Annotated in this window: 7 protein-coding genes; 3 read left to right on the forward strand and 4 right to left on the reverse strand. The window is 63.1% G+C overall.

Going from position 1 to position 13,563, the window contains the following annotated elements:
* Positions 1-2 precede the first annotated feature (2 nt).
* Entirely contained in the window at positions 3-1,391 is a 1,389-nt protein-coding gene (locus tag AAFN84_RS05505) for a M48 family metalloprotease (RefSeq protein WP_347513489.1), read from the reverse strand.
* 124 nt (positions 1,392-1,515) lie between these two features.
* On the opposite strand from AAFN84_RS05505, the gene AAFN84_RS05510 reads away from it, so the two are divergent.
* The gene (locus AAFN84_RS05510) at positions 1,516-2,664 is read left to right on the forward strand and encodes an aminotransferase class I/II-fold pyridoxal phosphate-dependent enzyme (RefSeq protein ID WP_347513490.1); all 1,149 of its coding nucleotides are present in this window, start codon (positions 1,516-1,518) and stop codon (positions 2,662-2,664) included.
* Positions 2,665-2,723: 59 nt separating this feature from the next.
* Here the strand turns inward: AAFN84_RS05510 and AAFN84_RS05515 are convergent, their stop codons facing one another.
* Positions 2,724-5,561, reverse strand: a complete 2,838-nt coding sequence (locus tag AAFN84_RS05515) for a ribonuclease E/G (RefSeq protein ID WP_347513491.1) — start codon at positions 5,559-5,561, stop codon at positions 2,724-2,726.
* A gap of 618 nt (positions 5,562-6,179) precedes the next feature.
* On the opposite strand from AAFN84_RS05515, the gene AAFN84_RS05520 reads away from it, so the two are divergent.
* Positions 6,180-7,457 carry an N-acetylmuramoyl-L-alanine amidase gene (locus tag AAFN84_RS05520; protein WP_347513492.1) on the forward strand — a complete coding sequence of 426 codons (1,278 nt, stop codon included), beginning with the start codon at positions 6,180-6,182 and terminating at the stop codon, positions 7,455-7,457.
* 195 nt (positions 7,458-7,652) lie between these two features.
* The gene (locus AAFN84_RS05525; protein ID WP_347513493.1) at positions 7,653-10,121 is read left to right on the forward strand and encodes a penicillin-binding protein 1A; all 2,469 of its coding nucleotides are present in this window, start codon (positions 7,653-7,655) and stop codon (positions 10,119-10,121) included.
* A gap of 51 nt (positions 10,122-10,172) precedes the next feature.
* Here the strand turns inward: AAFN84_RS05525 and AAFN84_RS05530 are convergent, their stop codons facing one another.
* Positions 10,173-12,494, reverse strand: coding sequence for an NADP-dependent malic enzyme (locus AAFN84_RS05530; protein ID WP_347513494.1), 2,322 nt, complete (start codon positions 12,492-12,494; stop codon positions 10,173-10,175).
* A 23-nt stretch (positions 12,495-12,517) separates the two neighbouring features.
* Complete coding sequence (locus AAFN84_RS05535) at positions 12,518-13,360, reverse strand: fumarylacetoacetate hydrolase family protein (protein WP_347513495.1); 843 nt, start codon at positions 13,358-13,360, stop codon at positions 12,518-12,520.
* Between the last annotated feature and the right edge of the window lie 203 nt (positions 13,361-13,563).

Below are 13,563 nucleotides of genomic sequence, written 5' to 3' on the forward strand. Positions count from 1 at the left end.
TTCTAGCGCCGGCTTGGCGGCCTGAAATTGATGATGTCCTGCGCACGCAACCAGCTCGGCGACCCACGCGGCATCTTCTGCTGCGCGCGCGCTGCAAAGACCTTTGCATCGCGATAGCTGCCGGAGTGAAAGTGACCTTCCGCAGTGGCCAGTTCCGCCTCGCCGATATTGCCGAGTTGGGCGTGCGCCTGCGCAAGATAACGGTAGCCGGCGGCGTATTCGCGGGTGCGCGAAAGGCCGGTCTGGAGTTCGACGACGGCTTTCTGGGCAGCGCCGGGCGTTCCGCTCGCCAGCAGCGCCTGGCCGTAACCGATCTGGATCAGGCCGGACGGGGCCGCTTCAAGCCGCATGGCGCGGGCGAAGGCATCGGCTGCGTCAGCGGCGCTTCCGCCCCGCATCAGGATTTCACCGCGCATTTCGTGCAGATAGGCATTTCGCGGGTGGGCTGCCACCAGCGCATCGATCTTGGCGACGGCGGCGCGGGCATTTCCCGACAGAAAAGTGCCAATCGCATCCGCATACAGCGCCGGCAGGCTGCGTGGTGCATCACGGAATAGTCGCGAGGCAGCCATGTGTCCTTGCGTGTAGGCGACGATCTTGGCCCGCATCATGTCGTGCCGCAACTGCAGCTCCGGCGGGTCCTTGCGATCGAAGAAGCGACTCGAGCGAGCCAGCGTTTCCAGGTTGGCGATGCGCTCGCGCGGCATCGGGTGGCTGATCTGGTAGGGATCAGTGCGATTGCCCGACAGGGCCATCGAATCGGCGAAGCGCTCGAAGGTGGTGAGCATGCCGCGCGCCGACTGGCCGGTGCGCTCCAGATAGGTGATGGCCGAGCGATCGGCGGTGGCCTCTTCGCCCCGCTGGTAGCTGAGAAGCGAACGCCGAGCCGCTTCCATGCCGCCGGACATCATCGCCGTGCCGCCGCGTGCGAGCCCGTCCTCTCCGGTCATCGCGCCGGCTGCCGCCGCGCCGACGCCCAAGATCGTCGATATCACGGCCATCGTTTGCGCGGTTTCCAGTTGCTGGCGCAGACGTTGCTGGTGACCGCCAGCGATATGACCGGCCTCATGCGCCAGGACGCCGATGATCTCGTTGGGAGTGTCGGCGGTCATCAGCGCGCCGGTGTTGATGAAAATGCGACGGCCGGCAACGAAAGCATTGAATGAGTTGTCGCTGACGAGGACGATCTCGATGCCAGACCGGCCGAGCCCGGCAGCCTCCAGCACAGGGCGCGCGTAGTCGCGCACGAGAGCCTCGATCTCCGCATCCCTGACCACCGACACGCCACGCTGGGCGAGTGCCTGCTGCATGGGCGCCAGCGACAGCGGCACCACCAATGCCAGCGCCATGAGAAGGCGCGCTGCGTAGCCTGTGGAGTTGAACGATGCCATGGCTGCCACAGGTATCCGACGCGCGAAGGGGTGAAAAGGCACTGCGAATGATTTCATCAACTTGTGATCCCCACATCTTTCAGGCAAATGTGCGGCATTCCACCCCAAAGACACGAGGTGCCCGATGGCCGTGGCCATTTCCAGACGCAGCGCCGTCGAGCCTTTTCATGCGATGGACGTCCTTGCCGAGGCAAATCGGCTCAAGGCGCTGGGGCATCCGGTCGTCTCGCTGGCCGTCGGCCAGCCGTCGGATTCGGCGCCCGCTATCGTGCGCGAGGCGGCGGCTGCCGCGCTAAGAGAAGGACGCATCGGCTACACCGATTCACTTGGCCTCCCGCGTCTTCGTGAAGCGATTTCACGCCACTACATGGATCACTATGGTGTTGACGTGCCGGCCTCCCGCATCGCGGTGACTACCGGCTCTTCGGCAGGCTTCAATCTGGCCTTCCTTGCGATGTTCGATCCGGGCGATCGCGTGGCAATCACCGCTCCGGGCTACCCGGCCTACCGCAACATCCTCACGGCGCTCGGCCTCGACGTGGTGGAGATCCGGCTGGATGGCGAAGCCGGGCTCACGGCAGAGTTGCTCGAGCAGTGTCATCGCCGCGCACCGCTCAAGGGCGTGCTGTTTGCCAGTCCCGCCAACCCGACCGGTGCGATCATTTCAGCCGATCACCTGCGGCGGCTGATCGAAAGTGCCCGGGATATGGGCATCAGCGTCATATCGGACGAAATCTATCACCGGCTGTCCTATGGTCAGCCGGATGTCACGGCGCTCGCGCACGGGGACGACGTGACGGTGATCAACTCGTTCTCGAAATATTACTGCATGACCGGCTGGCGCATCGGCTGGATGGTTCTGCCGGAGATGCTGGTCAGGCCCGTGGAGCGGGTGGCGCAGAGCCTCTATATTTCCGCCCCTGAACTGTCGCAGATCGCCGCGATCCGCGCTTTCGACGCCACCGGGGACCTAGACCATGTCAAGGAGCGCTACCGCGCAAACCGTGCTCTCCTGATGACCTCTCTGCCTGAAATGGGGCTGCCGATCGCTGCGCCCATGGATGGCGCGTTTTACGCGTATTGCGACGTGTCGCAGCACATCAACGACAGCATGGATTTCGCGAAGACGCTCTTGGCAGAAGCGCATGTGGCGGCCACACCGGGCATCGATTTCGACGTGTCCGAGGGACACCGGTACCTGCGCCTTTCCTATGCCGGTAGTGAGCAGGACGTCGCCACGGCAGTCTCACGCCTCAAGGCGTGGCTGCGGTAGCTGAGCCGACATAAAAAAACCGGCGCAAGCGCCGGTTTTCCTTAGTCCAAATGGCTTTATCAGAAGAAGCCCTTGCGTTGCCACCAGCCTGCCTTGCGCGGTTTGGCATCTTCTTCGCCCTTTGCTCCGGTCGAGGTCAAGACAGGTTCGGCAGGCTTGCTGTCGCGAATCGGTATGGGCTGCGCCGCCGGCGCTTCGGGCTCCGCTTCTGGAGCCGGCGTTTCTGCCTCGACTTCGGCTGGCGAGACAGGTTCCTCGACGGTGGCGTCTGCCGTCGCAGAGGCAGCAACCTTGCGGCGTGGCGCGCGCTTCGGCTTGGCCTTGGCAGGTTCTTCCTCAGGTGCCTTTGCTGTGTCTTCCACAACCGGTTCCGCGGCGAGATCGGCAGCAGCCTCGGCGACTTCCTCCTCGCTTGCCTTGGGCTTCTTGGTCGAGCGGCGCGGCGCCTTCTTCTTCGGCTTCTCCACCTCGGCTACCGCGGCCAGCGGCTCGCCTGTCTTCTCCACAGCGTCCATCGCGGCCTGATCGGCCTGTTCGAGCACGGCAGGCTCGACAGGTTCGAATGACGGTTCCACGGCCGCGCCATCATCGCCACCGGCATCCGCCTGGCTCTCGCCCTCGGCGCCTTCGTCGCGCCGATTGCGACGCCCGCCACGCTTGCCCCGGCGGCGCTTTTTCGGCGAGCCATCTTCGTCGCCGTCTTCCGCGCTCGTTTCCGCTGCTCCGTCGCCATCACCGGCGTCGTCGTCGGCCTGGGCGTCTGCCGAGACCGAATCATCCTCGCCATCGGCTGCCTGCGGCTGGTTGCGGTCGCGATCACGGCCACCTCTGCGCCGACGGCGGCGCTTGCGCTTGCGCTGCCCGTCGCCGTCCTCGTCGGAGCGCGGCTGGGCCACGACTTCTGTTTCGGCCTCCTCCTCGATCGCCGCGTCGTCGACTATATCGTCGTCGGCATCATCGTAGATAGGGGTCGTGAGAACAGGTGCTGCCACTACGGGACGTTCGGAAATCGCGCCTTTGAAAATCGCGTAATGCTGCGAGCGCACCGAATCGTCGGCCTCGATGGAGATCTCAAGGCCGAACCGGTTTTCGAGTTCGATGAGGGTCGAGCGCTTGTGATTGAGCACGTAGATCGCTGTGGATGTCGGCGTGCGCACGCTGATGTCGTTGCGCGAGTCCTTAAGCAGAAATTCCTCGATCGCACGCACGACCAGCAATGCCACCGACGATTCGGAGCGGACGTGGCCCGTCCCACCGCAATGCGGGCAGGGCTGCATGGTCGAATCGAGCACCGATGCGCGAATGCGCTGGCGCGACATTTCGAGTAGGCCGAAATGCGAAATCCGACCGACCTGGATGCGGGCGCGATCGTTCTTGAGGCAATCCTTGAGGCGCTTTTCGACCGAACGGTTGTTGCGGTTCTCTTCCATGTCGATGAAGTCGATGACGATCAGGCCTGCGAGATCGCGCAGCCTGAGTTGCCGCGCGACTTCCTCGGCGGCTTCGAGATTGGTCTGGAGCGCGGTGTCCTCGATCGAGTGCTCCTTGGTGGAGCGGCCGGAGTTCACGTCGATCGCAACCAGCGCTTCAGTCTGGTTGATGATGATGTAGCCGCCGGACTTCAGCGTCACCTGCGGCTGCAGCATCTTGTCGAGTTGTCCCTCGATCCCGCTGCGCGCGAAGATCGGCACCGGATCGCGATAAGGCTGGACGACCTTGGCATGGCTGGGCATCAGCATGCGCATGAAGTCCTTGGCCTCGCGGTAGCCGTCCTCGCCGGCCACCAGGATCTCGTCGATGTCCTTGTTGTAGAGGTCGCGGACAGACCGCTTGATCAGCGACCCTTCCTCGTAGACGAGTGCGGGTGCAGCCGACTGCAACGTCAGCGTGCGGACATTGTCCCACATGCGCATCAGGTATTCGTAGTCGCGCTTGATCTCGGCCTTGGTCCGGCTTTCGCCAGCCGTGCGCAGGATCACGCCCATGCCCTGCGGAACGTCGAGGTCCTTGACCACGTCCTTCAGGCGCTTGCGATCCGCCGCATTGGTGATCTTGCGGGAAATGCCGCCGCCGCGTGCCGTGTTGGGCATCAACACCGAATAACGCCCGGCAAGCGACAGATAGGTCGTCAGCGCCGCGCCCTTGTTGCCGCGCTCTTCCTTGACCACCTGCACCAAAAGGATCTGGCGGCGCTTGATCACTTCCTGGATCTTGTAGTGGCGGCGCGGCGTCCTGCGACGCTCATGCACTTCTTCAAGCGCATCGTCGGCGCCGACCGAGACGACTTCGTCATCGCCATTGCCACCGCCGCGCGCGTCGTCGCCATTGTCGTCGTCGCCCTGGTCGTCTGCCGGCTTCCGGTCGGAGCCTTCATCGTCGCTGGCGATTTCTTCCGTGACAACCTCGGCATCAATCGATTCGGCGATGGTACGGGGCGATTCGTCGTTATCGCCGCCATCGGACTCGGCATCATCGTCCGTGCCGCCATTTTCCGAGGAAGCCTTGCGCTCGTCGTCCGAGCGGCTGCGGTTGCGACCGCCGCCACGGCGACGCCGCTTGTTGCGTCCGCCGCGTTCGTCGCCGTCCTCGTCATCATCCTCGGCGCGCGCTTCTTCTGCCTCTGCACGCAGCAAGGCCTGCCGGTCGGCGACGGGGATCTGGTAATAGTCAGGATGGATTTCCGAGAAGGCAAGGAAGCCATGGCGGTTACCGCCATATTCCACGAATGCAGCCTGCAAGGACGGCTCGACGCGTGTCACACGCGCGAGATAGATGTTTCCTTTGAGCTGCTTCTTGTCCTGGGACTCGAAATCGAATTCTTCGATGCGGTTACCGCGAACGACGACGACGCGGGTTTCCTCCGGGTGGGAGGCATCGATGAGCATTTTGTTGGGCATTATTTCTTTTCTCCCCGACACGCGCACACAAAGCCAGCGGCAGCGGCGAACCTGCGCTGCTGCCTGCTGCTGTTGTTGCGGTGGTGCCGGATAAAGGTGCGGTCGCATAGCGGATCGCGTACCGACTGCTCTTCCGGGCCGCGGCCGTTACGGCGCGGTTTCTTCCGGTCTGAGGCAGTGGCGGGCTTTCGATCATCGCGTTACATGCGGAACCATATTTTTGAACCAAGATCCGATCGCGCGGACCAGCTAATTTGCTCGTACAGAGCCAACCGGGAGAATCAGCCCGGCCGTTTTCCTCACGCTAGGCGTCCCGCGTGACCGGGACGTCCTGCAAGAAAATCCTTCGGAAGCACCTGGACAGGGACCGGTCGGGCCTAGGAGCCGCTATCAGCGCCTTTACTGCCGAAGCAGGGGGTGTGCGGCAGGCGAGAACGATCACAAGCGTTGCAGTGATCCAACGTCGCTTTTATGATTTGGCGAAGTTTATGGCAACCCCGATTTCACATCGTGTTACGCGGTGGCACGGGTAGCCAGGATGGAAAGGGTTGGTTAACCATCAACCCTTACCAGTCGTTAATTCAGTGCGTCTTCATCATCTGTCAGAATCAGGAAACCATGCGCCAGCATGAGGACCGACATAGCCTTCCAGGCTCAGACCGAGACGATGCGGCATCGCGCGGCTTCGTGGGGCGCATGCTGTTGTGGCTGTCGCTTTGCTTCATCCTAGTGATGGCAGGGCCATCGATCGCGCTCGCCGACGTGCTTTTCCAGGCGGATGGCTACAAGATGGCCGGCGACGCGTCGCGCATGCGGGTCATCGTCCAGTTCGACAAGGAGCCGGATCTGCGCTGGTTCCTGCTGCGTGGCCCCCACCGTCTGGTGGTCGACTTGCCGGAAACGGCATTCTCGTTCGACGACGCAGAGCTCGAGTCGCGCGGCATGGTCACCGGGGTTCGCTACGGCAATCTGGATCGTGGGCGTTCGCGAATCATAATGGCTTTCGACGGCCCCTTCGACGTCGAACGAATCGAGGTGCTCGAAAACGAGACCAGCGCAGGCTTCAGGCTGGTCGCCGACATCGTCGCGGCTTCGGAAAGAGACTTCGAACAGGCGATGGCCGAGCAGATCGAAACGACCGGCTCGATGCAGACGACGGCGAAGGCGGATCGAATTGGAGAGCCTGGCGCGGAAGCGCCGAAACGATTCCGCGTCATGATCGATGCCGGGCATGGCGGGATCGATACCGGCGCGAAAGGCCCCTCGGGGACGCTGGAAAAGACCATCACGCTGGCATTTGCGCTCGAGCTCAAGAAAAAGCTGGAGGATGCCCGTGACTATGATGTCTTCCTGACTCGCGACAGGGACCTGTTTCTCCGGTTGGACGAGCGCGTACGCATTGCACGACAGCAGGATGCGGATCTGCTGATTTCCATCCACGCCGATTCCATCCGCTTGAAGGATTTTCGTGGTGCCACCGTCTATACCGTCGCCGACAAGGCGTCGGATGCCGAGGCCGCCGCAAAGGCGATTCGCGAAAATCTCGCCGACGAGATCGCTGGCATCGCGATCGAGGAAGAAGATGATGGTGTTGCCGACATCCTTGCCGACCTCATTCGCAGGGAAACGCAGCGCTTTTCGATCCGTTTCGCACGCTCCCTGATCGGGGAGTTGTCGTCCTCGATCCAGATGATTCCCACCAATCCGCATCGCTTCGCCGGTTTTCGCGTGCTGCGCGCACCTGATGTTCCATCCGTGCTGCTCGAACTCGGCTATCTGTCCAACAAGCAGGACGAGGCGCTCCTGCGCGACCCGGAATGGCGCCACCGCGCCGCCGACAGCATCATCGGCGCCATCGACATGTTCGTAGCCGGGACTCAGGGCGCGGGAGGATGAGGCCGGGTGCCGCGCCGGCGCTTCGTTGCATCGGCACAACACCTTGTGGTTTAATTGGAGAATCGTGCAAAGACGCTTCCGTCTCGCCGTAATTTGCCCACAAGGGCGACACAGAAGAGCGACGAACGGAACGAGGTGCGGCCGCGTACGCAAGACATGGCCTGTAGACCCGTCGATCCGCAGACTGGAGTGGGCATGATACGTCTTATCGGATATTTCTTTGGCGTCGGCGTGGCACTTGCGCTCGTGGCCGCAGCCGGTGTTGCCATCTATCTCGGCAATGTCGCAAAGGACCTTCCCGATTATGAGGTGCTGGCGCGTTATGAGCCGCCGGTGACGACCCGCGTTCATGCCGTGGATGGCGCGCTGATGGGCGAATTTGCGCGCGAGCGCAGGCTCTACATTCCGATCCAGGCTGTCCCTGACCGCGTCAAGGCGGCCTTCCTGTCCGCCGAAGACAAGAACTTCTATACCCATCCCGGCATCGACCTGATGAGCATCGTTCGCGCGATGGCCACGAACGTGCAGAATTTCGGTTCGGGCCGCCGCCCGATCGGCGCGTCGACGATCACTCAGCAGGTGGCGAAGAACTTCCTTCTCGATTCCAGCGTCAGCTACGACCGCAAGGTCCGCGAGATGATCCTGTCATTCCGCATCGAGCAGGCCTATTCCAAGGATCGTATCCTCGAGCTCTACCTCAACGAGATTTTCTTCGGCCTCGGCGCCTACGGGATCGCCGGCGCGGCGCTGACCTATTTCGACAAGTCGGTGAACGAACTGACCACCGAGGAAGCGGCGTATCTCGCCGCGTTGCCGCGTGGACCTTCGAACTACCATCCGTTCAGACACACCGATCGCGCGCTGGAGCGCCGCAACTGGGTGATCGACCAGATGCAGGCCAACGGCTACGTCGAGGCGGAGGAAGCCGAGCGCGCAAAGAACGAGCCGCTCAACGTGAATCTTCGGCGTCGCGGGGGGTATCTCTTTGCAGGCGAATATTTCACCGAAGAGGTGCGCCGTGCACTGATTTCCCGATACGGCGAGGATGCTCTGTATGAAGGCGGACTGTCCGTACGCACGACGCTCGACCCGGTCATGCAGAGGCAGGCACGCACCGCACTTCAGGACGGTCTCATCCGCTATGACACCTTGCGCGGCTATCGTGGACCGGTCGAATCGATCGACGTGGGTGGCGACTGGGGCGTGCCGCTGAGCGAGGTGAGCGGCCTGAGCGACGTGCCGGAATGGACGGTGGCCGTGGTGCTCGAAGCTACCGACGAGGGCCTTCAGGTTGGCCTGCAACCGGCCCGCGAGGCGTCCGGCGAAATCGTCGAGGAGCGCGAGACGGCCACGGTGTCGAAGGAGAACATGTCTTGGGCGCTGCGTCACACGGTCGACGGGCGGACGGTACGCGCCGATTCGCCGGCCGAGGTGCTTAAGCCCGGCGACGTCGTCTTCGTGGAGGAGACAAGTGGCGAGGGTGAAGAAAGCCCTGCGGGATGGATGCTGCGGCAGGTTCCCGAGATTTCAGGCGGCATGGTCGCCATGGACCCGCACACGGGCCGCGTTCTGGCAATGGTCGGCGGCTTCTCCTTTTCGCAATCGGAATTCAACCGCGCCACACAGGCCTATCGCCAGCCAGGCTCGGCCTTCAAGCCGTTCCTCTACGCCGCCGCGCTTGATAACGGCTATACGCCGGCTTCCGTGGTCCTGGATGCGCCAATCACCATACGGGTTGGCAATCAGGTGTGGGAACCGAAAAACTATGGTGGTGGCTTTGCCGGCCCGTCGACGCTTCGCGCCGGAATCGAGCGGTCGCGCAACCTGATGACGGTTCGACTGGCCAACGACATGGGCATGAACCTCGTTGCCGAATATGCCGAGCGCTTCGGGGTGTATGACAAGATGCTGCCGGTGCTCGCCATGTCGCTTGGCTCCGGTGAGACGACGGTGATGCGCATGGTATCTGCCTATTCCGTCATGGCGAATGGCGGGAAGCACATCACGCCGTCGCTGATCGACCGTATCCAGGATCGCTACGGCAAGACCGTCTTCAAGCATGACCAGCGCGAATGCGAAGGCTGCAACGCCACCGCATGGGAAGGGCAGACAGAGCCGGAGCTCGTCAACGATGCCGAGCAGGTTCTGGACCCGATGACGGCCTACCAGATCACCTCGATGATGGAAGGCGTCGTGCAACGCGGCACCGCCACGACGCTCGCCGAGCTCGGCTATCCGATGGCGGGCAAGACCGGCACGACCAATGATGCGCGCGACGTGTGGTTCGTAGGCTATACGCCGGATCTCGTCGTCGGCCTCTATATGGGGTTCGATCAGCCGCGCAGCATGGGTGACGGTGCTACCGGCGGCGGCCTTGCAGCGCCGGTTTTCAAGGCGTTCATGACTGAAGCGCTCAAGGATGCGGAGCCGGTCGAGTTCCGCGTGCCCGAAGGTATGAAGATGATCCCCGTCGACCGCAAGAGCGGCATGCGGGCGGCCGAAGGCCAGCCAGGCTCGATCGTCGAAGCATTCAAGCCCGGTACTGGCCCCGCCGACAGCTACTGGGTTATCGGGATGGACGACATCGAAGCGGTCGAGCGCGCGAAGGAGCTCTCACCGCAAGCCAGCGAAGCGATCAGTTCCGGTTCCGGCGGGCTTTACTGATTGGCATCGACCAGGTGCAACGCGCCTGGTCGATCCTGCCTCTTCCGAAAATCACCCCGCGGCGACTTCAGTCGTGTCGACTCGTGAATTAGCCTCGACCACGGCCAGCGCGGTCATGTTCACCACGCCTCGCGAGGTGACGGAAGGCGTCAGGATATGAGCCGGGCGCGCCGCGCCGAGCAGGATCGGGCCGACATGCAGCGCGTCCGTCATGGTCTTGATCGCCGTAAGTGTGATGTTGGCGGCATCGAGGTTCGGAAACACCAGGAGGTTCGCCTCGTCCTTCAACGACGAGTGCGGATAGACCCTCTGGCGCAACGTGGCAGACAGGGCCGAATCGCCATGCATCTCGCCATCGGCCTCGAGCTCGGGTGCGATCTCGCGGAGCATTCTTGCCGCTTCACGCATCTTCAGTGCGCTGGACGAGTCGCGTGATCCGAAATTGGAATGCGACAGCAGCGCCGCCTTCGGTGTCAGTCCGAAGCGCCTGATTTCGGCGGCCGCGAGGAGCGTCATTTCGACGATCTCCGGCGCGGAGGGATCGAGGCTGACATAGGTGTCGGTGAAGAAGGTCACGCCTCGCTGCGAAATCAGCATCGACAGGGCCGAAAGGTCGGCGACGCCTTGCTGCCTGCCGATGATGAGGTCGACGTTGCGCAGATGACGCTCGTATCGTCCCTCCAGCCCGCAGATCATCGCATCGGCTTCGTCGCGCATCATCGCCAGGGCCGCGATGACCGTGTTGTTGGTGCGCACCATCGTGCGCGCCGCCTCCGGCGTCACGCCGCGCCGGCCCCCAAGCCGCAGCAACAGGTCGACATAGTCGCGGTACCGCGGATCGTCCTCAGGGTTGACGATGTCGAAGTCGGCGCCTGCCCGGATCTTGAGGCCGTAGCGCTTCAACCGGGTCTCGATGACATGGGGGCGACCGATGAGCGTCGGTTTGGCGATGCCTTCTTCAAGCACGACCTGTGCGGCGCGCAGCACGCGCTCGTCCTCGCCGTCGGCGAAGACGACACGCTTGGTGGCCGCGCTTTTCGCTGCCGAAAAGACCGGCTTCATCACCAGTCCGGAACGGAACACGAAGCGGCTCAAACGCTCGACATACGCATCCATGTCGTCGATCGGTCTGGTGGCTACGCCCGTGCGGCACGCCGCCTCGGCGACGGCGGGCGCGATGCGCAGGATCAGCCTGGGATCGAAGGGTGAAGGGATGAGGAATTCGGGGCCGAAGATCGGCGTCTCGCCGGAATAGGCACGCGCCGCGACGTCCGACGGTTCCTCGCGCGCCAACGACGCGATGGCGCGCACGGCCGCCATCTTCATTTCTTCGTTGATTGCCGTGGCGCCGACGTCGAGAGCACCACGAAAGATATAGGGAAAGCACAGGACGTTGTTGACCTGGTTGGGAAAGTCCGATCGCCCGGTGCAGATCATCGCGTCGGGACGGGCGGCGCGGGCAACCTCCGGCATGATTTCCGGCACCGGGTTCGCCAGCGCGAGAATCAGCGGTTTGGCGGCCATCTCAGCCAGCAGTTCAGGCTTGAGCACGCCTGCGGCCGACAGTCCGAGGAATACGTCGGCGCCGCTGATCACATCGGCCAAGACTCGCGCGGGAGTGTCCTTGACGTAAGGGTCCTTCCAGCGATCCATTTCCTCGATGCGGCCCAGATGGGCGACGCCGAACCGGTCGGTGACCCAGATATTCTCCCGCCTGGCGCCCAGCGAAACCAGAAGGTTGAGACAGGCGAGGGCGGCGGCACCAGCGCCGGAGGTGACGATCTTTGCATCCGAGATCGCCTTTCCCGCGAGTTCCAGGCCGTTGAGTACGGCTGCGGCGACGATGATCGCCGTGCCGTGCTGGTCGTCATGGAAGACTGGTATCGACATGCGCGCCTTCAGGCGCTCCTCGATCTCGAAACATTCCGGCGCCTTGATGTCCTCAAGATTGATGCCGCCGAATGTCGGCTCAAGAGCTGCCACGGTCTCGACCATGCGATCGATTTCCGGGGCGTTCATCTCGATGTCGAAGACGTCGATGCCGGCGAACTTCTTGAACAGGACCGCCTTGCCTTCCATCACCGGCTTGGACGCCAGCGCGCCAATATTGCCAAGCCCGAGGACCGCGGTGCCGTTGGAAATCACGGCGACGAGGTTGGCGCGCGCCGTGTAATGCGCGGCCATCGACGGGTCCTCCTGGATTGCCAGGCACGGCGCGGCGACGCCGGGTGAATAGGCCAGCGCCAGGTCGCGCTGGTTGCCGAGCGGCTTCGTTGCCTGGATCTCGAGCTTACCCGGCGAAGGGTAGCGATGGTAAAACAGCGCGCTCTCGTCCAGATCGGAGGGCGTTTTTGCCGCATCAGGGGCTGTCATGGTGACGTCTTTCCTGTGAATTCCTAGCGCGCGACGACTTTCTGCCGCTGCTCGCCCAGTCCCTCGACACCGAGATGCATCTCGTCGCCCGCCTTGAGATAGACCGGCGGCTTCATGCCGAGCGCAACGCCGGGTGGCGTGCCGGTGACGATGACATCGCCAGGATCGAGCACCATGAACCGTGAGAGATAGGAGACGATATGCGCGACGGAGAAGATCATCGTCGCCGTACTGCCTTTCTGTCGCGGTTCCCCATTGACGTTCAGGAACATGCGTAGCGCCTGCGGGTCGGCGATCTCATCGCGCGTCGCAATCCAAGGGCCCAGAGGTCCGAAAGTGGGCGCACTCTTGCCCTTGATCCACTGTCCGCCGCGTTCGGCCTGGTATTCGCGTTCCGAGACGTCGTTGGCGAGCGCATAGCCCAGCACATGGTCCAGCGCTTCCCTTTGATCGACGTAGTCACAGCGGCTGCCGATGACGATGGCCAATTCGACTTCCCAGTCGAGCTTTTGGGAACCACGCGGCATCAGAACGTCATCGTTAGGGCCAGAGAGGCAGTTGGGCGCCTTGGAGAAGACGATGGGTTCGCTCGGGATTGCAGCTCCGGTCTCCGCAGCGTGATCGGCGTAATTCAACCCGATGGCGATGTAGTGGCCGATGCGCGCGACGGGCGCACCCAGGCGTATGCCGGCGGGTGCAGCGGGAAGCGCTGCGAGGTCGGCCTGGGCGAGTTGCTCGACCAGGTTTGGCGAAAGCGTCTCCGGTCCGTAGTCCGGAACGATCGACGATACATCGCGGATGATACCGGTCTCGTCGATGACCCCGGGCTTCTCGCTGCCCTTTTCGCCGAATCGCACCAATCTCATTGTCTTTCCCCTCGCTTCGGCGGGCAGCCATGAATGGCATGGCCGCGCTCGCATGGCACCGCTTCCCGGCACCGATCCGGCGCGCAAACTAGCCGTGCCGGGGCAGGGGCACAACCACGAACGCCCTTAGCCTGCGCCAATCGCATGCCGTATCGTGCTTTGAGCCGTCATGGTATCCGAAGCGCTGTCATTCCCCTTATTCC

The organism is Mesorhizobium sp. CAU 1741, assembly GCF_039839275.1.
Taxonomy (GTDB): domain Bacteria; phylum Pseudomonadota; class Alphaproteobacteria; order Rhizobiales; family Rhizobiaceae; genus Aerobium.